Annotated in this window: 19 protein-coding genes and 1 pseudogene; 15 read left to right on the top strand and 5 right to left on the bottom strand. The window is 67.9% G+C overall.

The window, feature by feature from the left end:
- Window positions 1-478 (bottom strand): annotated as a pseudogene (locus tag BLQ14_RS13925) (transposase); the annotation flags it as partial.
- A gap of 517 nt (window positions 479-995) precedes the next feature.
- Here BLQ14_RS13925 and BLQ14_RS13920 point away from each other — a divergent pair.
- The 6 genes from BLQ14_RS13920 (at window position 996) to BLQ14_RS13895 (ending at window position 9,003) form a co-directional block, all read left to right on the top strand.
- Window positions 996-3,065 carry an ABC transporter substrate-binding protein gene (locus BLQ14_RS13920; RefSeq protein ID WP_211295363.1) on the top strand — a complete coding sequence of 690 codons (2,070 nt, stop codon included), beginning with the start codon at window positions 996-998 and terminating at the stop codon, window positions 3,063-3,065.
- Window positions 3,066-3,184: 119 nt separating this feature from the next.
- Complete coding sequence (locus BLQ14_RS13915) at window positions 3,185-4,195, top strand: ABC transporter permease (RefSeq protein ID WP_092501177.1); 1,011 nt, start codon at window positions 3,185-3,187, stop codon at window positions 4,193-4,195.
- A gap of 108 nt (window positions 4,196-4,303) precedes the next feature.
- Window positions 4,304-5,431 (top strand): ABC transporter permease, encoded by a 1,128-nt coding sequence (locus tag BLQ14_RS13910; RefSeq protein WP_092501185.1) that lies wholly within the window; start codon window positions 4,304-4,306, stop codon window positions 5,429-5,431.
- Window positions 5,431-6,444 (top strand): ABC transporter ATP-binding protein, encoded by a 1,014-nt coding sequence (locus BLQ14_RS13905; protein ID WP_176759552.1) that lies wholly within the window; start codon window positions 5,431-5,433, stop codon window positions 6,442-6,444. The genes BLQ14_RS13910 and BLQ14_RS13905 overlap by 1 nt, the downstream gene beginning before the upstream one ends.
- The gene (locus BLQ14_RS13900; RefSeq protein WP_092501176.1) at window positions 6,441-7,487 is read left to right on the top strand and encodes an ABC transporter ATP-binding protein; all 1,047 of its coding nucleotides are present in this window, start codon (window positions 6,441-6,443) and stop codon (window positions 7,485-7,487) included. The genes BLQ14_RS13905 and BLQ14_RS13900 overlap by 4 nt, the downstream gene beginning before the upstream one ends.
- Window positions 7,488-7,491: 4 nt before the next feature.
- Window positions 7,492-9,003, top strand: coding sequence for a sulfatase-like hydrolase/transferase (locus BLQ14_RS13895; RefSeq protein ID WP_092501175.1), 1,512 nt, complete (start codon window positions 7,492-7,494; stop codon window positions 9,001-9,003).
- 102 nt (window positions 9,004-9,105) lie between these two features.
- On the opposite strand, the gene BLQ14_RS13890 is transcribed toward BLQ14_RS13895, so the two are convergent.
- Window positions 9,106-10,482: a cytochrome-c peroxidase gene (locus BLQ14_RS13890; protein WP_092501183.1), complete on the bottom strand. Its 1,377-nt coding sequence runs from the start codon at window positions 10,480-10,482 to the stop codon at window positions 9,106-9,108.
- On the opposite strand from BLQ14_RS13890, the gene BLQ14_RS13885 reads away from it, so the two are divergent.
- Both BLQ14_RS13885 and BLQ14_RS13880 read left to right on the top strand, forming a co-directional pair.
- Window positions 10,453-10,905 carry a tetratricopeptide repeat protein gene (locus BLQ14_RS13885; RefSeq protein ID WP_245657118.1) on the top strand — a complete coding sequence of 151 codons (453 nt, stop codon included), beginning with the start codon at window positions 10,453-10,455 and terminating at the stop codon, window positions 10,903-10,905. The genes BLQ14_RS13890 and BLQ14_RS13885 overlap by 30 nt on opposite strands.
- Window positions 10,906-10,945: 40 nt before the next feature.
- The gene (locus tag BLQ14_RS13880) at window positions 10,946-11,650 is read left to right on the top strand and encodes a haloacid dehalogenase type II (RefSeq protein WP_092501173.1); all 705 of its coding nucleotides are present in this window, start codon (window positions 10,946-10,948) and stop codon (window positions 11,648-11,650) included.
- Window positions 11,651-11,768: 118 nt separating this feature from the next.
- On the opposite strand, the gene BLQ14_RS13875 is transcribed toward BLQ14_RS13880, so the two are convergent.
- The 3 genes from BLQ14_RS13875 to BLQ14_RS13865 are packed head-to-tail and all read right to left on the bottom strand — an operon-like array spanning window position 11,769 to window position 14,930.
- Window positions 11,769-12,833 (bottom strand): TRAP transporter substrate-binding protein, encoded by a 1,065-nt coding sequence (locus BLQ14_RS13875; protein WP_092501172.1) that lies wholly within the window; start codon window positions 12,831-12,833, stop codon window positions 11,769-11,771.
- Between the two features lie 31 nt (window positions 12,834-12,864).
- Complete coding sequence (locus BLQ14_RS13870) at window positions 12,865-14,337, bottom strand: TRAP transporter large permease (protein WP_092501171.1); 1,473 nt, start codon at window positions 14,335-14,337, stop codon at window positions 12,865-12,867.
- 5 nt (window positions 14,338-14,342) lie between these two features.
- A complete protein-coding gene (locus tag BLQ14_RS13865) occupies window positions 14,343-14,930 on the bottom strand; it encodes a TRAP transporter small permease (protein ID WP_092501170.1) in 588 nt (195 codons plus the stop codon).
- Window positions 14,931-15,159: 229 nt separating this feature from the next.
- Here BLQ14_RS13865 and BLQ14_RS13860 point away from each other — a divergent pair, with 229 nt between their 5' ends.
- The 7 genes from BLQ14_RS13860 (at window position 15,160) to ntrX (ending at window position 24,575) form a co-directional block, all read left to right on the top strand.
- Window positions 15,160-15,858, top strand: coding sequence for a GntR family transcriptional regulator (locus tag BLQ14_RS13860; RefSeq protein ID WP_211295364.1), 699 nt, complete (start codon window positions 15,160-15,162; stop codon window positions 15,856-15,858).
- A 49-nt stretch (window positions 15,859-15,907) separates the two neighbouring features.
- On the top strand, window positions 15,908-17,029 hold the full coding sequence (locus BLQ14_RS13855) for a Gfo/Idh/MocA family protein (protein ID WP_092501181.1): 1,122 nt from the start codon (window positions 15,908-15,910) through the stop codon (window positions 17,027-17,029).
- 129 nt (window positions 17,030-17,158) lie between these two features.
- A complete protein-coding gene (gene dusB / locus BLQ14_RS13850) occupies window positions 17,159-18,184 on the top strand; it encodes a tRNA dihydrouridine synthase DusB (protein ID WP_092501169.1) in 1,026 nt (341 codons plus the stop codon).
- Window positions 18,181-19,278, top strand: coding sequence for a two-component system sensor histidine kinase NtrB (locus BLQ14_RS13845; protein WP_092501180.1), 1,098 nt, complete (start codon window positions 18,181-18,183; stop codon window positions 19,276-19,278). Before dusB ends, BLQ14_RS13845 begins: the two co-directional genes overlap by 4 nt.
- Window positions 19,278-20,660, top strand: a complete 1,383-nt coding sequence (locus BLQ14_RS13840) for a response regulator (protein WP_092501168.1) — start codon at window positions 19,278-19,280, stop codon at window positions 20,658-20,660. Before BLQ14_RS13845 ends, BLQ14_RS13840 begins: the two co-directional genes overlap by 1 nt.
- A 131-nt stretch (window positions 20,661-20,791) precedes the next feature.
- A complete protein-coding gene (locus BLQ14_RS13835) occupies window positions 20,792-23,134 on the top strand; it encodes a sensor histidine kinase NtrY-like (protein WP_092501179.1) in 2,343 nt (780 codons plus the stop codon).
- 22 nt (window positions 23,135-23,156) lie between these two features.
- The gene (gene ntrX, locus BLQ14_RS13830) at window positions 23,157-24,575 is read left to right on the top strand and encodes a nitrogen assimilation response regulator NtrX (protein ID WP_092501167.1); all 1,419 of its coding nucleotides are present in this window, start codon (window positions 23,157-23,159) and stop codon (window positions 24,573-24,575) included.
- Window positions 24,576-24,660: the final 85 nt, after the last annotated feature.

Below are 24,660 nucleotides of genomic sequence, written 5' to 3'. Positions count from 1 at the left end.
TTGCGCTCGAGCAGGATGCCGATCCGGCGATAGCCGAACCGGCGCCGCTTCTCGGCGATCTTGCCAATTTCCTTGCGGATTTCCGGGTTGTCGGGCGGCCGTTCGCGCCGCACCGTCTTCGGATCGACACCGACCAGGGCGCAGGTTCGGCGCTGCGAGAGGTCATGATCCCGCATCGCCCGGAGCGCCGCGTCCCGCCGCGCCATCGGCGTCGTCAGGGTTTTCCCAAGAGATCCTTGAGCACCACATTGTCGAGCATCGCGTCGGCCAACAGGCGCTTGAGCTTCGCGTTCTCGTCTTCGAGCTGCTTGAGCCGCTTGGCGTCGGACAGCTCCATGCCGCCATACCTGGCCTTCAGCTTGTAGAATGTCGCAGGGCTCAGGCCGTGGCGGCGACACAGCTCGGCCGTCGCCATCCCGGCTTCCTGCTCCTTGAGCATCCCGATTATCTGCGCCTCGGTGAACCGGCTTTTCCTCATGTCGTCTGCTCCTTCTCAGGTTCGGCAGACTCTACATCACAGCGAGGAAACTTCCGGGGGGCAGGTCACCCCCAAGCCGCGCTTGGGGAGTGATCCGGGCCCGGATTGGAGGAGGCACGAGGCGCCGGTGTGTCACCGCACGTGTGGCCGCCGGCCGCGCCCCTGAGTCGGGCCTCGGCCATCAGTACGTGCATGGGATTCTCTGCTTTTGTGAGAAGATCTTTTCACCTTTTCGATCAGAATCCGAGCCCTCGGCGAGACGCGGCTGACCGAACAGCAGGCGAACAGTCGGAATAAGCATCGCTCGGCCAAGCTGCGCGAAACTGCCAGCCGCCAATTTTCGGTCGGCTCGGCGCGGCTGGTTCCAAATACGCCGCCTGCCGCGCTTGACTCGGTGCAGGCGGCCCGCCCAACATCACCCCGGGGTTCGGGCAAAAAGCAAGACCTTTGAAAAGCTGTCACATGCGGGGGGTAAACCGCACCGTGGCTGGAACCCACAGGGAGAACGGAGACCCAGATGACGATACCCTTCAAGACACTGATGTGGTCGGGAGCGGCGCTTGCGCTTCTGACCGCCGTGGGCGGAACAGCGGCCGAGGCCGCCTGTCCCGCGATCACGCGCGCCGACATGATGGGCGTGGCGCCCGGAAAATGGCCGGGCCAGTATGACCTCGCCGAGTTCGAGGCGGCGGCGAACTGCAAGATGGAGTTCAGCGAGAACCCCGAGATCGCCGAGCTCAACGCCGAGATCCAGGGCAACCCCGCAACGCTGCCGCCGGTGGCCGAGCGCCTGCCCGAAGAGCCGCTCGTCGTGGTGCCCTACGAGTCGATCGGCAAATATGGCGGCACCTTCCGCGCGCTATCCAACGCGCCCGAGGCCGGCACCTCCGACTTCCTCTCGGTGCGGCACGTCAACCTCGTGCGCTATGCGGACGATCTGCAGACGATCGTGCCCAACGTCGCGAAGGACTGGGAGTGGAACGAGGATTTCACCCGGCTCACCTTCCACCTGCGCAAGGGACACAAGTGGTCGGACGGCGCGCCCTTCACCTCGGCCGACGTGAAGTTCTGGTATGACAACCTCGCCACCGACCCCAAGGTGATCGAGAAGCCCAAGGATTATGTGCTCGTCGCCGGCGAGAAGATGACCGTCGAGACGCCGGACGAGACCACGGTGGTCTTCGTCCTGCCCTCGCCGAAGCCGGGGCTTCTGGCGCATTTCGCCACATCCTACGCGCAGGCCTTCCAGCCGAGGCACTTCCTCGGGCAGTTCCACCCCGACATCAACCCCGATGCCGACAAGCTCGCCCAGTCCTACGGCTGGGAGAACGGCATTGCCGCTGTCTCGGCCTATTACGGCAACTCCGACTGGACGGACACGGCCTCGCCGATGCTGCGCCGGCCGGATGACTACCAGACGCTGCCCAAGGCGACGTCGCCCTCGCTCGAGAGCCATGTGCTCGTCGCCGAGACCACCGAGGGGCGCAAGCTTGTCGCCAACCCCTTCTTCTTCATGGTGGACACGGCCGGCAACCAGCTGCCCTACATCAGCCGGCAGGACGAGCTCTACGCCAACGACAGCCAGGTGCGGATCCTCAAGCTGATCAATGGCGAAGTGGACTACAAGTCGCAGACGCTGACGCTGGCCGATGCGCCGATCCTCCTCGAGAACCAGGAGAAGGGCGACTACACCGTCGATCTCGCGCCGACGATCGCCATGCCCACCTTCTCCTTCAACGTGACCTCCGAGAACCTCGAGAAACGCAAGGTGTTCGGCGATGTCCGTTTCCGCGAGGCGATGAGCCTGGCGATGAACCGCGACGAGCTGAACGAGGTCGCCTTCCTCGGCCTCGGCGAGCCGAAGCAGTACATCGGCTTCTCGCCGACGCCTGATTTCGTCGATCCCGCACTGACGAGATACAGAATCGAGCATGACCCGGCGCGCGCTCAGGCGCTTCTCGACGAGATCGGCATGAAGGACGTCGATGGCGACGGATTCCGCGAGTTGCCCAATGGCGACAGGATCGTGCTCAACATCCAGTTCGCGGTGCAGGGCGGCGTGAGCGCCGAGATGGCCGAGCTCGTGGCGCAGAACTGGTCAGACGTGGGCGTGCAGACCACCGTCAAGGAAGTCACGCCCGACGAGTACCGCTCGCTGCAATCCTCCAACCAGCTCGACATCGGCGCCTGGGAGAAGGGCCAGCCGGTGGCCATCGTGCTGGGCAACAACGAACTGTGGGTGCCGCCGTTCGAGAACTACTTCGGCCATCGCACCGGCATGCTCTGGGCGGAGTGGGTCGACACCAACGGCGCCTCCGGCGTGGAGCCCCCGGACTGGGTGAAGCAGATGATGGCCGACATCACCACCTTCCAGGGCCTTGCGCCGGGCTCGCCCGAGCAGGGTGAAGTCGGCGCGCGGCTGGCGGACAACATGGCCAAACACCTTCTGTTCATCGGGACGGTGCAGGCGCCGAACGTCATCTACCATCGCAATGCGCTGAAGAACTTCACCAAGTTCAAGACGCAATCCTACGAGTACTACCGCACCTTCCCGTATCTGCCGGCGCAATGGTACCTCGACGAGTGACGGCAAGGGCCGCGCCGGCGGCCTGAGAGACAGGGCCCGGGCCGTGCGCGGCCCGGGCTGCGGAAACAGGGCGCAGACAAGACGCCCGCCGCATGCGCAGGGAGACAGAGGGGCCGGGGATGCTTCAGTTCGCGCAGTTCGCCGTCGTCCGTTTCGCCATGGCGCTGTTCACGCTCCTGATGGTGTCGCTCATCGTCTTCACGCTGATGGAGCTGGTGCCCGGCACCTGCGCCGAGCGGTATCTGGCCTTCAAGAACACCCAGGGCTCGGGCATCTCGGTGGAGGACATCGAGGCGGAAAAGCGCCGGCTCGGGCTCGACCGGCCGTTTCTGGTGCGTTGGGCCAGCTGGGTCGGCAATGTGTTCCTGCGCGGCGAGTTCGGCGATTCCTGCATCCTGCGCGTCAACATCAACGACCTTCTGGGAGACAAGTTCCTCATATCCCTGGGGATATGTCTGACCGCGCTGGCCCTTGCCTACGCCATAGCGGTGCCCGTGGGCATCATATCGGCCTCATCGCGCAACCCATGGCTCAACGAGTCGCTGCGCTTTGTCTCCTATTTCGGGCTGGCGATGCCGAACTTTCTTCTCGCGCTGATGATCATGCTGGCCTCGACGGTCTGGTTCGGCGAGTCGCTCACGGGGCTCTTCTCGAACGAATACCGCGATGCGCCCTGGTCGGTGGACAAGTTCCTGAACTTTCTCGCCCATGCCTGGCTGCCGGTGTTCATCCTCGGCTGGTCGGCCACCGCCTTCGCGCTGCAGACGGTGCGGGCGCTGATGCTTGACGAGCAATCGAAGCTCTATGTCACCGCCGCCCGCGCCCGCGGGCTCTACGGGCGCCGCCTTCTTTGGCGCTACCCCGCGCGGCACGCGCTGGGGCCGATCGTCAACTCGCTCGGCTTCGATCTCAACCGCGTGTTCAACGAGCTGCCGATCGTTGCGAGCATCCTGACACTAACCGAGGCAGGCTCGCTCCTGCTCGAGAGCCTTGCCCGCTCCAACGACCAGCAGCTTGCCGGGGCGATCATCTTCCTTCTGACCGCCTCGATCGTGGCGGTGAACTTCTTCACCGATCTGGCGCTGGCACTTCTCGACCCGCGCGTGCGCAAATCCGTGATCGGAGGCTGAGCCATGAGCGACCGCCGCGAACCGCTGCCCGGAGAAGAGCCAAGCCCGCTCGAGCTGCCCGAAACGCGGCTCGATGCGGGGGAGATGGTGCCGGCCGACGCCCCCTACATGGGCGGCGAGACCGAGGCCGAGCGGCGCCGCAAGGAGGCCTATTTCACCGCCTCCCAGCGCCAGCTGATCTGGGCGCGCTTCCGCAGAAACCGCGCGGCGATGATCGCCGGCACGGTGCTGCTTCTCCTGATCCTCATGGGCGTCTTCGCGCCCTTCCTCAGCCCCTATGACCCCACGGTGAAGGGCCGCGACAAGGACTATCTCAACGGCGCGCCGCAGATCCCGCGCTTCTGCGATGAAAACGGCTGCAGCCTTCGCCCCTTCATCTATGGTGTGAAGCGCGAGCGTTCGCTGGCCACCAACTTCCGCTGGGTCACGACAATCGACAAGGAGGACCGCCGCTACGTGTATTTCTTCGTCGAGGGCGATCCCTACCGCCTCTTCGGGCTGACCTTCGACACGCATCTCTTCGGGGTGGACAAGGGCAAGATCCACATCTTCGGCACCGATGACGCGGGCAAGGACATCTTCTCGCGCACGCTGCACGCGATCTACACCTCGCTTGCCGTCGGCACGCTGGGGGTTCTGATCTCCTTCGTGCTCAGCCTCATCATCGGGGGCGTGGCCGGCTATTTCGGCGGCATTATCGACGGGGTGATCCAGATGATCACCGATGCGGTGCGCACCATCCCCATCATTCCGCTGTTCATGGCGATCGCCGCCTTCATCCCGCAGGAGTGGTCCTCCGAGACGCGCTTCTTCTTCATCTCCATCATCATCGGCTTCATCAACTGGCCGACGCTGGCGCGGCGGGTGCGCACCCATCTTCTGGTCGAGCGCAATCAGGAATATGTGCTCGCCGCCCAGCTCGCGGGCGCGGGCCCGGGCCACATCATCCGCCGCCATCTGCTGCCGAGCTTCACCAGCTACATCATCGTCGATCTGGTGATCTCGTTCCCCTACATCGTGCTTTCCGAGACCGCGCTTTCCTTCATCGGGCTGGGGCTGAAGGATCCGGTCAACTCGCTCGGCGTGATGCTGCAGAACACCACCTCGGCGGACGTGCTCCTGAACTACCAGTGGTATTTCATCCCCGTCATCTTCTTCATCGCGCTGGTCTTGGCCTTCGTCTATGTCGGCGACGGTCTGCGCGATGCGGCTGACCCCTATTCACAGGCCAAGTGATGAGTGATGCGCTGATCTCCGTGCGTGACCTGACGATCCGCTTCCGCACCGACGAGGGGCTCATCACGGCGGTGGAGAAGGTCTCCTTCGACATCGCGCCGGGCGAGATCCTTGGCCTCGTGGGCGAGTCGGGCTCGGGCAAGTCGGTCACCGCCAAGTCGCTGATGCGGCTCAATGGCGAGAACACCGTCTATGACCCCGAAAGCCGCATCACGCTGAACGTGCCCGGCGAGACGCCCTTGGAGGTGCTCTCGCTGAGGCGCGAGCGCGACATGATCGCGATCCGGGGCGGGGCGATCTCGATGATCTTTCAGGAGCCGATGGCCTCCTTCGCCCCGGCGATCACCGTGGGCAGGCAGATGGTCGAGCAGCTCCTGATCCACACCAGCCTGACCGAGGCCGAGGCGCGGGAGCTGTCGATCGAGATGCTGGCGCGCGTTGGCATCCCCGAGCCCGCGCGGCGCTTTGACCAGTATGCCTTCGAGTTCTCGGGCGGCATGCGCCAGCGGGCGATGATCGCCATGGCGCTTTCGACCCGCCCGCGGCTTCTGATCGCGGATGAACCCACCACCGCGCTCGACGTCACCATCCAGGCGCAGGTGATCGATTTGATGAAGGATCTGGTGGCCGAATTCGGCATGGCGATCCTGTTCATCACCCATGATCTGGGCGTCATCGCCCAGACCGCCGACCGTGTGGCGGTGATGTATCTGGGCCGGATCGTGGAGACCGGCAGCGTGCGGCAGGTGATCCGCGCGCCCGCCCACCCCTACACGCGCGGGCTGCTCGACGCGCTGCCGAAGCTCGACGATCTTGACGCCGAGCTCACGCCGATCCCCGGCGACATTCCCTCGCCGCTGAACCGCCCCTCGGGCTGCGTCTTTCACACCCGCTGCCCGCAGATGATTGCGGGAGTCTGCGAGGGCAGGGTGCCCGGTTACACGCGACTGGGAGACGGCCATGACGTGGCCTGCCATCTCTACACCGAACAGGCGATGGAGGCCGCGCGATGAGCGAGACGCCCGAGACCGCCCCCCCGGTCATCACGGCGCGGAATCTGACCGTGCGCTACACGCTCGGGCACGGGCTTTTCGGCCGCAAGACGCACCTCGACGCGGTCGACAACATCTCGCTCAGCATCGCGCGCGGCAGCTTCTTCGGCCTTGTGGGCGAGTCGGGCTCGGGCAAGACGACGCTGGGCCGCGCGCTTCTGCATGCCGCGCCGATCAGCGACGGCGAAGTGATCTACGCCGACGAGGAGGTGCGCTATGATCTGCGCAAGATCGGCAAGCCCGAGCTGAAGGACTACCGCAAGCGCGCGCAGATGATCTTTCAGGATCCTTACGCCGCGCTTTCCCCCCGCATGACCGTGCGCGACATCATCGCCGAGCCGCTCGAGGTGATGGGGCTGACGAAGAGCCGCGCCGAGACCGACGCGCGCGTGCGCGAGATCGCTGCGAAATGCCGGCTCAATCTCGAGCATCTGCGCCGCTTCCCGCACGCCTTCTCGGGCGGGCAGCGCCAGCGCATCTCGATTGCGCGCGCGCTCGTCTCCGGCCCCCGCTTCATCGTCGCCGACGAGGCGGTGGCCGCGCTCGATGTCTCGATCCAGGCCGATGTGCTCAATCTGCTCAAGACCATCCAGCGCGACATGGGGATCAGCTTCCTGTTCATCTCCCACGACCTCTCGGTCGTGGCTCATGTCTGCGATCATGTCGCGGTGATGTATCTCGGGCAACTGGTCGAGACGGCGCCCACCCGCGCGCTCTTCGCACGCCCGCGCCACCCCTACACTTCGGCGCTTCTGTCGGCGATCCCCTCGCTCGACCCGGATGCACCGAAGACCGCCGAGAAGCTCGAGGGCGAGATCCCCTCGCCCACGAACCCGCCGCCGGGCTGCAAGTTCAACACCCGCTGCCGCTTCGCCCGGCCCGAGTGCCGCCAGAGCGCGCCGGCCCTGCGCGAGCTTGCTTCCGGCCACCGCGTCGCCTGTCACTTCGCCGAGGAGTTCGACTTCTCCCGCGCCCCCCAGCGGGCCGCCGCGGCCCCGGCCTGATCCGATGCCCCGCGACAACATCCTGCTCATCACCGCCGACCAGCTCACCGCGCGCGCGCTCACCGGCCCGCTCGGCGCGCTGGTGCCGACGCCGAACCTCGACCGCCTCGCCGCGCAGTCGGTGAACTTTGCCCGCCACTACACCGTGGCCGTGCCCTGCGGGCCGGCGCGGGCGAGCCTTCTGACCGGTCTCTATGCGATGAACCACAGGGCTATCCGCAACGGAACGCCGCTCGCGCGCCACCACGCCACCGTGGCCACCGAGGCGCGGCGGGCGGGATACGAGCCGCTCCTCTTCGGCTACACCGACACCGCCGCCGACCCCACCGACCGCGACCCGGAAGATCCCGACCTCTTCACCTACGAGGGCGTGGCGCCGGGCTTTCGCGAGCTTGTCGAGATGCGGGCGGAGACGGGCCACGAATGGCCAGGCTATCTGTGGGAGAAGGGCTATCGCCCCGCGCCGGGGAGCGAAGACGGCCCCATCCCCTGGCACCAGCGCCCCAAGAGCCCGCCGGGGCGCGCGCTGCGCCCGAGCGATCCGGCAATCTATGCGGCCGAGCATTCCGACACCGCCTATCTCACCGACCGCACGCTGACCGCACTCGAGATGCGCAAGGGGCGGGGATGGTTCGCCCATGTCAGCTACCTGCGCCCGCATCCGCCCCTGGTCGCCCCCGAGCCCTGGAACCGGCTGATCGACCCGGCCGCGGTGCCCCTGCCGGTGCGCGACCGCCCGACCCACCCCTGGCTCGACGCATGGTTCGCCACGCCCGCGGCGACGGGCCTTTTCTGGGGCTTCGATGGTGACTGCGCCGACATGCCCGACGAGCTCATGCGTGAGTGCATCGCCGTCTATCTCGGCCTCGTGGCCGAGCTGGACCACCATGTGGGGCGTATCCTCCAGTGGCTGGAGACCTCGGGCGAGGCGGAGCGCACTTTCGTGATCTTCACCGCCGATCACGGCGAGATGCTGGGTGCGCATGCGATGTGGGGCAAGGACTCGCCCTTCGAGAATGCCTGGCATGTGCCGCTGATGATCCGCGATCCGCGCCGGTCGGGGCAGGGGGGCAGGGTGGTGGAGCACTTCACCGAGTCGGTCGATGTCACCCCCACCATCCTTGCGCGGATCGGGCGGACGCCGCCCCCGGCGATGGACGGGCGCCCGCTCCTGCCGTTTCTCGAGGGAGCCGAGCCCGAGGGCTGGCGCGATGCGGTGATGGGAGAGATGGATTATGGCCACCCGACGCGCCCCACGCGCCTTCAGGCGGCGCTGGGGCTGGGGCCGGATGAGACCTCGGTGACGATCTGGCGCGAGGCGCGCTGGAAATATGTCCGCTTCGGGGGCGGGCTCCCGCCCTTGCTGTTCGATCTCGAGGCCGACCCCGAAGAGACGCGCAACCTTGCGGACGACGCCGCGCTCGCGGCCGAGATGCACCGGCTTGCGGGGCGGATCATCGACCGGATGTGCGCGCGGCGCGACCGGCGGCTCACGGGATATTCGAGCGGGGAGTAGGGCCATCTCTCGCCCGGCCGTCAGGCCGGGCATGCGCCCCCCCCCCCCCTTGGCGGGCGCATTCGCGCCCACCCGGGCAGCCGCATGCCCTTCGGAAGTCCGTCAATCCACCGGCAACCCGCTCGGCACCCGCTCGGGCCGGCCGAGCGGCCGCGCCTTGGCCGTTCGTCCCGTGAGTGCGTGCAGGAAGGCGACGATGTCGTCGATCTCGGCATCGGTGAGCCGCTTGGGTGCGAGCTCGATCGCCGCCTCCTGCCGCGCCATTTCGCGCCTGTCCTGGAGGATGACGAAATCCGTCGCCGCGAGCAAGGGCGCCTCAGGCAGGCGCGCCTTCTCGGGCGACCAGGCCGCGCGGGCCGCCTGCGGGTCGAGCATCTGCACCACCATCTCGCGCAAGCCGGGCCAGGCACCGTTGTGCCCGTAGGGCGCAGTCAGCCCGACATTGCGCAGGGCCGGCGTGCGGAAGCGGTAGGCATCCTCGAGCCGGTCGGACTCGGCCATGCGCCCCACATCGCGCGGCATCGGATCGTGCGCACGCGTGCGCCCCGGCCCGAAGGCCGGCAGCCCCACCGCGTGAAAGCCGTGATCGGTGAGAAGCGGGCCCGAGTGGCAGGACGAACACCCCGCCTTGCCGTAAAAGAGCTCCATGCCGCGCTTCTGGGCGGGGTCGAGCGCTGTCTCGTCTCCTGCAAGATAGGCGTCGAACGGGCTGTCGAAATTGGTGAATTCGGTGATCTCGAAAGCGGCGATGGCATTGGCGATGTGAACGATGGTGATATCCTCGGCCCGCGTCACATCGTCGAACGCGGCAATGAACATCTCCGCGTATTCGGGGATCGCCCGCACCCGCCGGGCGATGATCGGCCAGCCCTTGTCGATGCGGTCATGCACCGCGCCGGCAACCTCGTTCTCGCCGGGATTTCCGGCCATCTCGAACTGCGCGGCGAGCGGAAAGAGCGCCTGCGCGGCCAGCACATTGTCGAGCCCCTGCGGCAGCCATTCCTCGGCCGGCGTGTTGAAGCCGTTGCCGTAGAGATCGCTCACCGACACCCGCCCGTCATGGAAAAGCGCCGTGACGGAGCGGTGCCCGAGGTTCCACAGCCCCGGCGCGTTGCGCGGCACGCGCTTGCGGATGCGCGCCGCGCCCTCGCCGGCCGTGCGCTCCGGCCCCACGCCCACGCCGCCCTCGCCGATGCCGAGCGAAAGCCCGTCCGCCGAGCCGAAGTCATGGTGATGGCAGGTGCCGCAGGATATGTTCTGGTTGCCCGACAGGATCTTGTCGTAGAACAGGAGCCGGCCGATGGCGGCCTTGGCCGGATCGGCGGGGAGGAAATCTTCAGGCGTGAGCGGCGGCGGCAGGCTGTCGCGCTCGAATGCGAAAACGGGGGGCGCCAGCCCGAGAAGGAGAACGAGCGCAAGATGAAGGGGATGCTGGCCGGACTTGCAGTGATGGCGGTGCTTGCGGGAGCGCCGGCGCATGCGGAGATCGAGGAGGCGCGCGACCTTATGGAAGCGGGGCGTTTTGCCGAGGCGATGGAGGCGCTGATGCCCGCCGCGCGCTCGGGCAACGCCGACGCCGAGGAGCTGATCGGGGTGATGTATGCGCTGGGGCTTGGCGTGGAGCGCGACCCGGTGCGCGCCTTCGACTGGTATCTGCGCGCGGCGATGAAGGGCCATGCCGGGGCGCAGTCGGGCGTTGGCTGGTACTACGAGGAGGGAATCGGCCTGCCCGCGCCCGATCTGGTGCGCGCCTATGCCTGGTATGCGCTCTCGGCCATCGGCGGCGATCCCGACGCGGCGATCAGCCAGGAGGAGGTGGTCAAGAAGATGACGGCGGATCAGATTGCTCAGGCGCATAAGCTCATCGACGACTACAGGCCCTGGCTCTACCCCTTCCGGTAGGGGCCGTTGAGACTCTGACGCGGCTGGACGGGAGGAGAGGATGGGTAAAATCGAGGCGCTTTTCTTCGACGTCTTCGGCACGGTGGTGGACTGGCGCAGCTCGGTGGCGCGCGCGCTCGAGGCCGCGCTCGGCCCCCGCGGCGTCAGCGCCGACTGGGCGGCGATGGCCGATGCCTGGCGGGCGCGCTATCAGCCGGCAATGGAGGAGGTGCGCGCAGGCCGCCGGCCCTTTGTGGTGCTCGATGTGCTGCATCGGGAGAATCTGGAGGCGGTGCTGGCGGAGTTCGGGGTCGGGGGCCTGAGCGCGGCGGAGCTTGACGCGCTCACCCGCGCCTGGCACCGGCTCGACCCCTGGCCCGACAGCGCCGGGGGGCTGGCCGCGCTGCGGCGCGCGCGCATCGTGGCGGCGATGTCGAACGGGAACATCGCGCTGATGGTGAACCTCTCGCGCCACGGCGGGCTGGTGTGGGACGCGATCCTCGGCGCCGAACTCGCGCAGGCCTACAAGCCCGATCCGCTCTGCTACCTGCGCGGGGTGGAGGCGCTGGGGCTTCAGCCCGCGCAATGCATGATGGTTGCCGCTCACAATGACGACCTCCGCGCGGCGCGCGCGCTCGGGCTTGCCACCGCTTTCGTGCGCCGCCCAACCGAACACGGGCCGCGGCAGACCACGGACCTCGAGCCCGCCGCGGCCTGGGATGTGGTCTGCGACAGTCTCACGGAGCTGGCGGACAGGCTTTCTTGAGTGCGCCTCGCACCTTTTGCCGCTCGGGCCGCAAAGCGGACCGGGCACGCGCTTCGCCCGCGGAACATGCGTTGAGGCGCCCCTCGCGGGACGCCTCCCTCTTGTGCGCGCCCCGCGCTCACTGGATGTCGTGCTCGCGCACCGCGTTCACTTCCTTCTCGACCTCGGCGACGGTCGAAGTCAGCGCCTCGAACACTTCCGGGCCGCCCTCGATGTTGGCCTTGAACCAGTCGTAGACGGGCGCGGCCGCCTCGCGGAACAGCGCCTTTTCCTCCGGCGTCGGCACATAGATGTCGCCGCCCGCGGCCTTGAACGCCTCATAGGCCTCGATCGACTTGCGCTTCGGCGAGGCGAAGGTCGCCTGCTGGAGGTGATAGAAGCCATCCACCACCACCTTGCGCAGATCCTCGGGCATGGACATGAACTTGTCGTTGTTCATGAACCACAGCGCCGCCATGTAGGCGTGCCCGTCGAGGGTGAGATACTTCAGCCCGGCATCGGGGAACTTCATGTTCATGATGTCGGTGATGCCGTTCTTGGAACCTTCCACCACGCCGGTCTGCAGCGAGGTGAACAGCTCCGGCCACGGGATCGGCGTGGGCGAGGCGCCGAGCGCCTTGACGAGCTCCTGCGGCAGGTCGGCCACGACGGTGCGGATCTTCAGCCCCTTGAGGTCGTCGGGGGTGCGCACGCGCCGCTTGGTGTTGGCGAAGTTGCGCCAGCCGCCGGTGTTGCCGATGGTCATCAGCCGGATCGCGCCGCCCGACTTCTCCAGAACCATGTCCTGCATCTTTGTGACAAAGGGCGTGCCGTTGGCCAGCGTCGCCTCGGCGATGCGGTCGTCGGACATGAGATACGGCAGGTCGAGCACCTGCACGAAGGGAAAGAGCCCCGAGGTGCCGCCGGAGGTGGAGATGTAGATATCCACCGTGCCGTCGGCCACGCCCTGCATGCATTCGGTGCCGTTGGCGCAAAGCTGGGTGCCGATGAACAGCTCCACCTCGATGGCGCCGTTCGAAGCCGACTCCACGAAGGACTTGAAGACGACGAGGCCGTCATAGTCCTCGTCATTCTCGTTGGAGTTGGCCACCGCGCGCAGCGTGTAGTCTGCCGCCCAGCCGGCCGCGGCGCTGCCCGCCAGCATCGTCGCCACCATCAGCGACCTTGTCAGTGTTTTCAGCATGTTGTCCCTCCCGGTTGAAGTTGCTGAATGGTCAGTTCACGAACCCCGTGAGGCGGGGGATCGTCATGGAAATCGCCGGGACGTAGGTGATGAGGAAGATCACCAGAACCTCCACGGCGAGAAACGGCAGGATGGCGCGGGCGATGGTCTCGACCTTCTCGCCCGAGACCGAGGAGGCCACGAACAGCACCAGCCCCATGGGCGGGGTGGCGAGCCCCACGGTCAGGTTGACCGACATGATGACGGCGAAATGCACAGGATGCACGCCGAGATCGGTGAAGATCGGTGCCAGGATCGGCCCGAGGATGATGATCGCGGGGCCGGCATCGAGGAACATCCCGACGATGAAGAGGAGCACGTTGATCAGAAAGAGAAGGATCAGCGGGTTCTCCGACAACCCCAGGATGATGCCCGCCAGCGTCTCGGGCGTATGGGAGAGCGCGACCACCGTCTTGAAGCTCACTGCCGCGCCGACGAGCAGGAGCACCGTCGCCGCGCCGATGGCGGTGCGGCGCATCACCTCGGCCAGATCGGCAAGGCGCATCGAGCGCAGCACGCCGAAGCTCACCACCAGCGCATAGGCCACGGCGATGGCGGCGGCCTCGGTGGGGGTGAAGACGCCGATGAGGATGCCGCCCAGAATGATGATCGGCGTCTGCAGCGGCGCCACCGCCTTCTTGCAGACGATGCGGAAGTCGTAGCTCACCCGGCGCCGCCAGTAGAGGAGAAGGAGGTGCGCGACCACGAGAAAGACGGCGAAGAGCGGCCAGCCGAGACCCTCGGTGCCGGGCAGGGCGCGGGCGATCACCACCATCAGCCCGGCAAGATTGGCGCGCAGCAGCGCAAAGCTCACCCAGTATTCGAGCGGCGAGATGGTGGCGCCCTTCTTCACGATGCGCTCGGCCTTGGGCAGATCGTAGCGGTCGGCCAGCACCCGGACCATCCCCATCAGCCCCAGCCCCACCAGAAGCCCCGGCACGATGCCGGCGAGGAACAATGCGGCCACCGACTCTCCCATCACATAGGCGTAGATGATCATGATCCCCGAGGGCGGGATGATCGGCCCGATCACCGAGGAGGCGGCGGTGACGGCGGCGGCGAAACGGCGGGTGTAGCCCTGTTTCTCCATCGCCGGGATGAGGGTGGAGCCGAGCGCCGAGGTGTCGGCCACCGCCGAGCCGGAAAGCCCGGCAAAGAGGATCGAGGAGAGGATGTTCACATGCGCAAGGCCGCCGCGCAGATGCCCCATGAAGGCCTGTGAGAAGTCCACCAGCCGCTCGGTGATGCCGCCGCGGTTCATGATCTCGCCGGCCAAGAGGAAGAAGGGCAGCGCCATGAGAGGGAAGCTGTCCATCCCGTTGTAGAGGTTGCGGTAGAGGAGCGCGAGGTCGCGCTCCTGCCCGTTGAGCCACAGAAGGAAGCCCGGTGCGGCGAGAAGCGCGAAGAACACCGGCAGGCCGATCATCAAGAGGATCAGGAAGGCGGGAAGGAACCAGACCAGCATCGCGCTCACTCCGCCTCGGGGATTGCGGGGGCGGCGATCTCCGGCAGGGCCTCCTCGAGCCCCAGAAGCCGCGCGAACTCGCGCAGCGCAAGCTCCACCGTCACCAGAAGCATCAGGTAGAAGCCGACGAGCAGCGACAGGAACATCCACGCGAGCTTCACCCGCACCACCGCGCCGCCGAACCAGTCGAGCGGGAGCTTGAGCGAGGAGGAGTTGAACAGCCAGCCCGATTTCACGTGCCGGTGGCCAAGCTCGATGCCGTAGATCAGCACCAGCATCGCGATGGCCAGAAGGCAGAGGTTGAGAAGCGCTGACGGCACCCGCGGCAGCGCCCGCGGCAGCATGTCGATGGCCACGAAGCCGCCGGCCCTGAGCGCGGTCGGTGCGGCGAGCGCGGTCATCCACAGCATGGCGAAGCGCGCCGCCTCATCGGGCCAGGGCAGGGCATTGTTGAGCACGTAGCGGAAGAACACCTGAGCAAGCGTCACCGCAACCATCACCCCGATGGCAACGATGGCCAGCCAGCGCCCGGCCCCGAGCAGCGCGCTGTTGACCGCCGCCAGAAGCCGCAAGAGCCGCAGATAAAGCGCCATGGCTCCTCCCTTGCGCATCCACCCCGCATGGCCTCAGGGTGCGATGCCTCTTCCCACACACTAGCCGCGCAACGCCCCGGCCCAAAGCCTCCGCCTGGGTCGGCGGCGATTCCGCACCGCGCGTCTCCTCCAGGGTCTTGCGTAGCATCCGGGACATGATGCATCAATACTGTATCAATCAAACCGCCCCGAGTCGGCACCCCGACCGGGCTGCGCTGGGAGCCATCGCGTGCCGGACCCGACCGCCCTGCCGAAACACGTGCAGATCAGCGAGATGCTGATCCGCGACATTCAGGCCGGACGGCTGGTGGCCGGAGAGCGCCTGCCGCCCGAGCGCGAGATGGCCGCCCAGCTCGGCATTGCCGTGGGAACGCTGCGCAAGGCGCTTGCCACGCTCACCGAACAAGGCCTGCTCCAGCGCATCCAGGGCTCGGGAAACTACATCAGGGATACCGGAAAGCCGACTGGAATTTATGCGTTTTTCCGACTTGAGACACCTGAGGGCGGCGGCCTTCCCACGGCGCGGGTCATCTCGGTGGAGCGCATGGACAAGCCCGCCCATCTGCCGCCTTTCGGGGCCGACAGCCGCGCGCACCGGATCCGCCGGGTGCGCAGCCTCAACGGCGCGCCGGTGGCGCTGGAAGAAATCTGGCTCGACGGGGCGTGGGCGGAGGAGCTTTCGGCCTCCGAGCTGTCGGAGTCGCTCTACTGGTTCTACGCCCATCGGCTGGGGCTGAGGATCATGCGCGCCGAGGACCGCATCGGTGTCGGCAAGATGCCCGAATGGGGCGATGTGCCCGAGCTCGCCGCCGGCCGAATCTCGGGTCTCGTGGAACGCAAGAGCCTCGATCAGGAGGGGCGGGTTGCCGAGGTTTCCTTCACCTGGTTCGATCCCGAGCGCGCCCGTTATGTCTCCCGGCTCAGGTGACGAAAAAGATGAAAAACGCCATACAACCCACCGGAAACATGGTGAAATGATGAACGAGATCGTCCGCTACGGAATCATCGGCTGCGGGATGATGGGCCAGGAGCACATCCGCAACATCCGGCTTCTGGAAGGCACGCGCATCGCCGCCATATTCGAGCCCGACCCGCAGATGCGCGCGGCCGCGCAGGCGCTCGCACCGGAGGCGGCGATGTGCGACAGCGCCGAGGCGCTTCTCGATCGCGACGATCTCGACGCGCTGGTCGTGGCAAGTCCCAATCACCTGCATGTCGCCCAGTTCGAGATGATCGCGGCGCGCCGGCCTCTGCCGCTCCTGATCGAGAAGCCGCTCTACACCGACCCGGCCGACGGCGCGCGGGTGCGCGAGATCGCCGCGCGCTATCCCGCGCCGGTGTGGATAGCGATGGAATACCGCTACATGCCACCCATCGCCCTGCTGATCGAGCAGGCCGCCGAAGCGACGGGCGGGGTGAAGATGCTGACGATCCGCGAGCACCGCTTCCCGTTCCTGCCCAAGGTCGGCGGCTGGAACCGCTTCAACCGCTACTCGGGTGGCACCTTCGTCGAGAAATGCTGCCATTTCTTTGACCTGATGCGCCTGATCCTCGGCGACGAGCCGGTGCGGGTGATGGCCTCGGCCGGGCAGGCGGTGAACCACAAGGATGAACTCGTGGCCGGCGAGGTGCCGGACATCTGGGACTCGGGCTACGTCATCGTCGATTTCGCCGGCGGGGCGCGGGCGATGCTGGAGCTGTGCATGTTCGCCGAGGGCAGCCGCTATCAGGAGGAGATCTCGGCGGTGGGTCCGAAGGGCAAGATCGAGGCCTTCGTGCCGGGGCCCACGCGGTTCTGGCCACCCGAGGCGGGGCCGGCGCCGGTGCCCGAGGTGGTGGTGAGCCCGCGCGCGCCGAAGGGACCCGAACGCCTCGCCGTGCCGGTGGAGGAGGCGCTCCTTGCCGCGGGCGATCACAACGGCGCGACCTTCTACCAGCACGCGCGCTTCCTGCAGGTGGTCCGCGGCGCGGGCGAGGTCGAAGTGACGGTTGAAGATGGCGCCCGGGCGGTGGAGATCGGGCTCGCAGCGCAGCGCTCGGCGGCAAGCGGGCAGGCAGTGGAGTTCCCGGGCCGGGCAGGGGGCGCCGCGGCCGCCTGATGCGGCGCACATCGGATTTTGGGCAGGCGGGGCCACTTCCTGCCCAAAAATTGTGCAATTTGCCAAGATTGCCGAAAATTTGCGCATACGCCGGTTGAAACGGCCCGCGTCAGGGCTTAGCCACAGCCCATGACCGCGTTGAACTCCACTGATCCCTCGCGCACCGCGTCGGGCCCGCAGCCCGATCCGCTCCCCAGCCCGCTCGTGGCGCTTGCGCCGATGGCGGGCATCACCGATCTGCCCTTCCGCAGGCTGGCGCTGCGGTTCGGGGCAGGGCTCGTGGTCAGCGAGATGGTCGCAAGCCGGGAGCTTCTGACCGCGCGGCCGGGCGTGCGCGAGCGCGCGGCGCTCGGGCTCGATGAGGCGCGCACCGCCGTGCAGCTCGCCGGGCGCGAGGCGCGCTGGATGGCCGAGGCCGCGCGCATGGTCGAGGACATGGGCGCGCGGCGCATCGACATCAACATGGGCTGCCCGGCCAAGAAGGTGACGGGGGGCATGTCGGGCTCGGCGCTGATGAAGGTGCCCGACCATGCACTGAGCCTCATCGAGGCGGTGGTCGGCGCGGTCTCGGTGCCGGTGACGGTGAAGATGCGGCTCGGCTGGGACGAGACGAGTCTCAACGCCCCCGAGATCGCCGCGCGGGCCGAGGCGGCGGGCGTGACCATGGTTACCGTGCACGGCCGCACGCGCTGCCAGTTCTACAAGGGCAGGGCGGACTGGGCCGCGATCGGCGCGACGGTCAGGGCGGTAAGCGTTCCGGTTCTGGCCAATGGCGACATCGACAGCCCCGAGGCCGCGCAACGTGCGCTCGCGCTCTCCGGCGCGGCCGGGGTGATGGTGGGGCGCGCGGCGCGCGGGCGGCCCTGGCTTCTGGCCGAGATCGCCGCGGCGCTCGCCGGGCGCCCTGCGCCCCGCCCGCCGGAGGGCGAGGCGCTCTGCGCGCTCGTGGCGGCGCATTACGAGGAGACGCTGGCCTTCTACGGGCGCGCGCTTGGCGTGAGGGTCGCGCGCAAGCACTTGGGCTGGTACATGGACACGGCCGGCACGCCGCTCGGGCTGCGCCAAGCGCTGCTGACCGAAGACGATCCCGCGCGCGTGCTGCGCCTCCTTCCGCAGGCGCTCGCGCGCCATGAAAGGGGGCGGTGCGCGGCATGATCCATGCGGTCTGGTCCTCGCTGCCGCTGCCGGCGTTGATCGTGGACCCGGCAAATCGCATCGCCGAGATCAACCCCGCCGCGGAGGCCTTCCTCAACGCCTCGGCGCGCAGCCTGAAGGGGCAGCCCTTTCTTGACCGGCTCGCCATCGATGCACCGATGGAAGCGGCGCTTGCGCGCGCACGGGCGGGGGAGGCGGCGCTTTTCATCAATGCCGCGGACGTGTCCACCGGCACCGCCCCGCCGCAACCCTGCGACATCCAGCTCGCGCCACTGTCGGGCGCCGAGGGTCATGTGCTCGTCACCCTGGCTCCGCGCCACATCGCCAGCCGGCTCGGCCAGCGCCAGACGCCGGCAGGCGCGGCGCGCTCGGCGATCGGCATGGCCGAGATGCTCAGCCACGAGATCCGCAACCCGCTCGCCGGCATCACCGGCGCGGCGCAGCTTCTGGAGATGAACCTCGCCCCGCAGGATCGCGAGTTGACGGGCCTCATCCTTGCCGAGACGCGGCGCATTCTCGCGCTGCTCGCCCAGGTGGACGAGTTCGGCAATCTCGCGCCCCCGCGCCGCGAGGCGTGGAACGTGCACGACCTGCTCGACCGCGCCCGCCGTTCCGCCGAGCTTGGCGTGGCCGCAAGCCTGACCGTGGTCGAGGATTATGACCCCTCGCTGCCGCCGGCATGGGTCGATGGCGACCAGATGATTCAGGTCATCCAGAACCTGCTCAAGAACGCCGCCGAAGCCGCGCCGGGGGGCAGGGTGACGATTCGCACCTTCTACGAGCCCTCCCTGCGAATCCGGGACCGCGACGGCCGGCAGCTGTCGCTGCCGCTGCAGGTCGAGATCATCGACAACGGCCCCGGCATCCCCCCCGAGATCGCCGCCGACATCTTCGAGCCCTTCGTCTCGGGCCGCGAGAATGGCACCGGTCTGGGGCTTGCGCTCGTGGCCAAGATCATCGCCGCCCATGACGCCTGGATCGCGGTGGAAAGCCGCCCCGGCCGCACCGCCTTCCGCCTGTCGCTGCCGCTGCCGCCGGCCGAGGCACGGGCGACCAAGGGGCAGGGGGCGGACATGCGAAGCGGAGAGAGCTGATGGACGGAACCGTACTCGTCGCCGATGACGATCGCACCATCCGCACGGTGCTCACCCAGGCGCTTACGCGGGCGGGCTGCCGGGTGCATGCGACCTCGTCGATGACCACGCTCATGCGCTGGGTGCAGGAGGGCAAGGGTGATCTCGTCATCACCGATGTGGTCATGCCCGATGGCAACGGGCTCGAGGCGCTGCCGAAGATCGCGCAGGAGCGCCCCGGCCTGCCGGTGATCGTGATCTCGGCGCAGAACACGATCATGACCGCGATCCGCGCCACCGAGCTCGAGGCCTTCGATTACCTGCCCAAGCCCTTCGACCTGCCCGACCTGATGAAGCGCGCCGCGCGCGGGCTCGAGATCCGCCGGCGCGCCCGGCCCGCGCGGCCGCCCGTGCCGGAGACCGCCCAGCAGGGGGCAGCGGGCGACGGGCTGCCTCTGATCGGGCGCACCCCGGCGATGCAGGCCATCTACCGCCTGGTGGCGCGGGTCATGAACACCGAGCTGGCGATCCTCGTGCTCGGGGAGTCCGGCACCGGGAAGTCGCTCATCGCGCGGGCCGTGCATGATCTCTCGGACCGGCGCAACCTGCCGTTCGTGGCCGCCGGCATGGCCGAGCTCGCCGATGCCGATCAGGCGCAGCGCATCATCGCCCGCGCCGGGGCGGGCACGCTGCTGATCGAGGAGGCGGGCGATCTCGACCCGGCCACACAGTCGCGCCTTGTGCGCCTTCTCGACGCCTTGCCGCAGGAGGGCGCGCCGCGCATCATCGCCACCAGCCAGACGGATCTGGCCCGTCGCACCGACGAGGGTGCGTTCAGGCGCGACCTGTTCTACCGGCTCTCGGGCGTGCAGCTCACGATGCCGCCCCTGCGCGAGCGCATCGATGACATCCCGCTTCTGGCCGATCACTTCCTGGCCCGCGCCGTGCAGGCCGGACTGGCGCCACGCCGGCTGTCGGATGAGGCGATGGCGCTTCTGCGCGCCTACAGCTGGCCGGGCAATGTGCGCCAGCTCGAGAACGCCTTGCGCCGCCTTGCCGTGACCGCCACCGAGCCGGAGATTTCCGCGGCGGAAGTGCGCGCGCTGATCGGCTCGGAGCCTTCCCGCGCCGCCACCGGGCAGACCGACGGCGAACGCCTTTCGGATGCGATCGCGCGCCACCTGAAGCGCTATTTCGACCTGCATGGCGGCGAGCTGCCGCCGCCAGGCCTCTACCAGCGCATCCTGCGCGAGATGGAGACGCCGCTGATCGAGATCGCCCTCGACGCGACCGGCGGCAATCAGGCCAAGTGCGCCGAGCTGCTCGGGATCAACCGCAATACGCTGCGCAAGAAGATCACCGACCTCGATATTGAGGTGACACGCCGCCGCAAACTGATGTAGGAAGGTCACACACCCGTGGCAAATGGGCCGCAGGGGCGCCGTCCCCGGCGTGACCGGGGCAAGGCCACGGGCAGGCGGCATGACGTCGGGCCGCACCCTGCCGCGCAAGCGCGGGAGGCGACATGGCCCGCATGGCGAGGGTGAGCAGCGTGCGCACATCGGTGCGTCCAGGCACAGGGGGCGGGATCCTCGAGGCGCTGGTGTCATTGCGCCATTCCCGGTGGCTGCGCACGGCGGCCACCCTCGGACTGATCGTGCTCGGCCCGCTTCTCGCCGTAGCCACCTATCTGGTGTTCGGCCCCTTCGACCAGGCGGGTTCGGTGATGACGCTGCGCCTCGTGCTGCTGGCCGACCTTGTCTATGTGCTGGTGCTGGCGGCGCTGGTCATGAGCCGGATTGCCCAGATGATCGCGGCGCGGCGCGCGCGCTCGGCCGGCTCGCGGCTGCACTTGCGTCTGACGGTCGTGTTTGCGGGGCTGGCGCTGATGCCGACGGTTCTGGTCGCCGTGTTTGCGGCGCTGACCGTGAACATGGGGCTTGAGGGATGGTTCTCGGAGCGGGTGCGCAGTGTGGTCGGCTCCTCGCTGGAAGCCGCGCAGGCCTACGAGCGGGAGCATCGCGAGGGGCTTGCCGAAGACGCCGAGGCGCTGGCGCGCTACCTCGCGCGGCGCCGGGCCGCCGGCCTGATCATCTCGACCGGAGCGCTGCGCCAGGAGCTGACCCAGGGCCAGTCGCTGATCCAGCGGGGGCTTGCCGAAGCCTTCGTGATCGACGGTGCCGGCAATATCGTCGCGCGCGGCGAGCGCTCCTACCTCTTCGATTACGAACCGCCATCCGAGGAGGACATCCGCCGCGCGGCCGAGGGCGAGACGGTCATCATCGAGGACTGGGCCAATGACGAATTCCGCGCGCTGGTGGCGCTGCCGGGGTTCTTCGACCGCTTCCTCTATGTCAGCCGCAGGGTTGACGGCGACCTTCTCGCCCTGCTCGACGAGACCCAGCAGACGGCGCAACTCTATCACCAGCTCGAAAGCGAGCGGGGGCGCGTGCTGTTCGAGTTCGGGCTGCTCTATCTTGGCTTTGCGGTCATCATGATCCTCGCCGCGATCTGGCTCGGCCTGTGGTTCGCCGAACGCCTGTCGCGCCCTGTGGGCCGGCTGGCCGGGGCGGTGCAGCGCGTGGGGGCGGGCGATCTCGATGTGCGCGTGGAGGAAGAGCGCAGCGACGACGAGATCGCCATGCTCGGGCGCATCTTCAACCAGATGACGCGGCAACTGAAGCTCCAGCGCGACGCGCTTCTCGATGCTCACGCGCAGACCGAGCGGCGCCGGCGGCTGTTCGACTCGGTGCTGTCATCGGTCACGGCCGGGGTGGTCGCGCTCGATGCCGCGGGGCGGGTGACGCTGGTCAACCGTGCCGCCGAGCGGCTGCTCGGGCTTGACGCGGGCGTGGTGGACGCGCCGCATCTGGCGGTTCTGGTGCCCGAATTCGGCCCGCTCCTGGCGCGCCTGATGCAGGGCGGTGCCGAATCGGTGCAGGAGGAGGTGAAGCTCGTGCGCGGCGGCAAGCAGGAGAACCTGCTGGTGCGCATGAGCGCGCGCCGCGCCGAGGATGGCACGCTCGAGGGCTACGTCGTCACCTTCGACGATGTCACCGATCTCGTCGCCGCCCAGCGCATGGCGGCCTGGGGGGATGTCGCCCGGCGCATCGCCCACGAGATCAAGAACCCCCTCACCCCCATCAAGCTGTCGGCCGAGCGCCTGCGGCGGCGTCTGTCACGCAAGCTCGATGAGGCGGATGCCGAGGTGCTCGAGGGCGCCACCGACGTGATCGTGCGGCAAACCGATGATCTGCGCCGGATCGTCGATGAATTCTCCCGCTTCGCCCGCATGCCCGAGCCCGACCGGCGGCGCCAGGAGCTCAACCGCCTCGTGCGCGATGCCGCCATGCTTCAGGAAGCGGGCCTGCCGCATGTGCGCCTCGAAGTCAAAATCCCCGAGGAACCGCTCTGGGCCGATGTCGATGACACGATGATCTCGCAGGCGCTCACAAACCTTTTGAAGAACGCCGGTGAAGCTATTGAAAGCATTGTTGAAAAGGAAGGCCTGGAGGATTATCCGGGCGAGATCAGGCTTCGGCTCGGGCGCGAGGGGGATGCGGCCGTCATCACCATCGAAGACAACGGCATCGGCCTGCCCGAGGACCGCGCCCGCCTCTTCGAGCCCTATGTGACGACCCGCGAGAAGGGCACCGGCCTTGGCCTGCCCATCGTCAAGAAGATCATCGAGGAGCACGGCGGGACGCTGACGCTCGAGGATGCCGCGCCCTTCGCGGAGGGTGCCCGGCGCGGCGCCCGGGCGGTCATCCGTCTTGCGCTTGCCGCCGACGCCCTGTCCGGCGCGCAGAACGGCGGCGGCCGGCACGGCACGAGCAGCCGAAATGAAAACGCGCCCGACCGCAACGCGGCGGTGTGAGCGCGGCGAGGAGGAGCGAGTGATGAGTGACATCCTGATCGTGGACGACGAGAAGGACATCCGCGAGCTGATCGGCGACATTCTCGAGGACGAAGGCTATGCGACACGGCTCGCGGCCAATGCCGAGGATTGCATGGCCGCCATCGCCGAGGAGCCGCCGGCGCTCATCGTCCTCGACATCTGGCTCAAGGACAGCCGGATGGACGGCATCGACATCCTCAAGGCGGTCAAGCGCGAGCATCCGGGCATTCCGGTGGTGATCATCTCCGGTCACGGCAACATCGAGATCGCCGTGGCCGCGATCAAGCAGGGCGCCTATGACTTCATCGAGAAGCCCTTCAACATCGACCAGCTTCTCGTGGTCATCCGCCGGGCGATGGAGACCTCGCGGCTGAGGCGGGAGAATCTCGCGCTGCGCCGGCGCGAGGCCACGGCGGCGGAGATGATCGGCGTCTCGCCCGCCTTCCGCGCGCTCAAGTCCCAGCTTGACAAGGTCACGCGCTCGAACGCGCGGGTGATGCTCACCGGGCCCGCCGGCAGCGGCAAGGAGGTCGCCGCCCGCTACATCCATGCCAACTCCAACCGCCGCGACGGGCCCTTCATCTCGGTCAACTGCGCGAGCATCGAGCCCGAGCGGATGGAAGAGGTGCTGTTTGGCCGCGAGAGCTCCGAGCGCGGGGTCGAACAGGGGCTTCTGGAACAGGCCGATGGCGGCATCCTGTTTCTCGACGAGGTGGCCGATCTGCCCTCGGGGACGCAGTCGAAGCTCCTGCGGGTGCTGGTCGAGCAGCAGTTTCCGCGCGTGGGCGGGGGCGACAAGATCAGCGTCGATGTGCGCGTGATTTCCTCAACCTGCCGCGATCTTGAGGCGGAGGTGGCCGCCGGGCGGTTCCGCCAGGAGCTTTATCATCGCCTCAATGTGGTGCCGGTCGCGGTGCCCTCTCTTGCCGAGCGGCGCGACGACATCCCGCTTCTGGCGCGGCATTTCATCGAGCAGTTTCACCGCACCCAGGGGCTGCCGAAGCGTGCGCTGTCCGAAGAGGCGGCAGCGCTCCTGCAGGCGATGAACTGGCCGGGCAACGTTCGCCAGCTGCGCAATGTCATTGAGCGCATCCTCATTCTCGGTGATGGCAGCGGCCCCATCACTCCCGACGAAATTCCCGCCGAGGAGGAGCGTCCGAATGGCGAGAGCAGGGTGATCCTCTCGCCGGAGCTTGCGACGCTGCCGCTGCGCGAGGCCCGCGAAGCCTTCGAGCGCGAATACCTGCTGACCCAGATCAACCGTTTCGGCGGCAACATCTCGCGCACCGCCGCCTTCGTGGGCATGGAGCGCTCGGCGCTGCACCGCAAGCTCAAGTCGCTCGGTGTGGTCACCTCGAGCCGCGCCGGCGGCCGCCCGGCCCGCAGCGAGGATGAGCGGCAGGAGGCGCAGGGCGGCTGATGGCGCATGATCCGGCCGCGGGGATGCCGCCCCGTCCCCGGCGAGGCCCGCGCGAGCGATGGCCACACGGGCGGAATGTCGCGAG

This window comes from Meinhardsimonia xiamenensis, assembly GCF_900102905.1.
GTDB classification, from domain to species: Bacteria; Pseudomonadota; Alphaproteobacteria; order Rhodobacterales; family Rhodobacteraceae; genus Meinhardsimonia; species Meinhardsimonia xiamenensis.
Note: the sequence above shows the minus strand (reverse complement) of the source record. Positions and strands in the feature narration are given on the sequence as shown.

Coding starts and splice junctions, on each gene's coding strand:
- BLQ14_RS13845 (WP_092501180.1), top strand. CDS start 18,181: ATGATCCATGCGGTCTGGTCCTCGCTGCCGCTGCCGGCGTTGATCGTG.
- BLQ14_RS13880 (WP_092501173.1), top strand. CDS start 10,946: ATGGGTAAAATCGAGGCGCTTTTCTTCGACGTCTTCGGCACGGTGGTG.
- BLQ14_RS13840 (WP_092501168.1), top strand. CDS start 19,278: ATGGACGGAACCGTACTCGTCGCCGATGACGATCGCACCATCCGCACG.
- BLQ14_RS13875 (WP_092501172.1), bottom strand. CDS start 12,833: ATGCTGAAAACACTGACAAGGTCGCTGATGGTGGCGACGATGCTGGCG.
- BLQ14_RS13855 (WP_092501181.1), top strand. CDS start 15,908: ATGAACGAGATCGTCCGCTACGGAATCATCGGCTGCGGGATGATGGGC.
- BLQ14_RS13870 (WP_092501171.1), bottom strand. CDS start 14,337: ATGCTGGTCTGGTTCCTTCCCGCCTTCCTGATCCTCTTGATGATCGGC.
- BLQ14_RS13905 (WP_176759552.1), top strand. CDS start 5,431: ATGAGTGATGCGCTGATCTCCGTGCGTGACCTGACGATCCGCTTCCGC.
- BLQ14_RS13915 (WP_092501177.1), top strand. CDS start 3,185: ATGCTTCAGTTCGCGCAGTTCGCCGTCGTCCGTTTCGCCATGGCGCTG.
- BLQ14_RS13900 (WP_092501176.1), top strand. CDS start 6,441: ATGAGCGAGACGCCCGAGACCGCCCCCCCGGTCATCACGGCGCGGAAT.
- dusB (WP_092501169.1), top strand. CDS start 17,159: ATGACCGCGTTGAACTCCACTGATCCCTCGCGCACCGCGTCGGGCCCG.
- ntrX (WP_092501167.1), top strand. CDS start 23,157: ATGAGTGACATCCTGATCGTGGACGACGAGAAGGACATCCGCGAGCTG.
- BLQ14_RS13865 (WP_092501170.1), bottom strand. CDS start 14,930: ATGGCGCTTTATCTGCGGCTCTTGCGGCTTCTGGCGGCGGTCAACAGC.
- BLQ14_RS13895 (WP_092501175.1), top strand. CDS start 7,492: ATGCCCCGCGACAACATCCTGCTCATCACCGCCGACCAGCTCACCGCG.
- BLQ14_RS13920 (WP_211295363.1), top strand. CDS start 996: ATGACGATACCCTTCAAGACACTGATGTGGTCGGGAGCGGCGCTTGCG.
- BLQ14_RS13910 (WP_092501185.1), top strand. CDS start 4,304: ATGGGCGGCGAGACCGAGGCCGAGCGGCGCCGCAAGGAGGCCTATTTC.
- BLQ14_RS13890 (WP_092501183.1), bottom strand. CDS start 10,482: ATGCGCCGGCGCTCCCGCAAGCACCGCCATCACTGCAAGTCCGGCCAG.
- BLQ14_RS13835 (WP_092501179.1), top strand. CDS start 20,792: ATGGCGAGGGTGAGCAGCGTGCGCACATCGGTGCGTCCAGGCACAGGG.
- BLQ14_RS13885 (WP_245657118.1), top strand. CDS start 10,453: ATGGCGGTGCTTGCGGGAGCGCCGGCGCATGCGGAGATCGAGGAGGCG.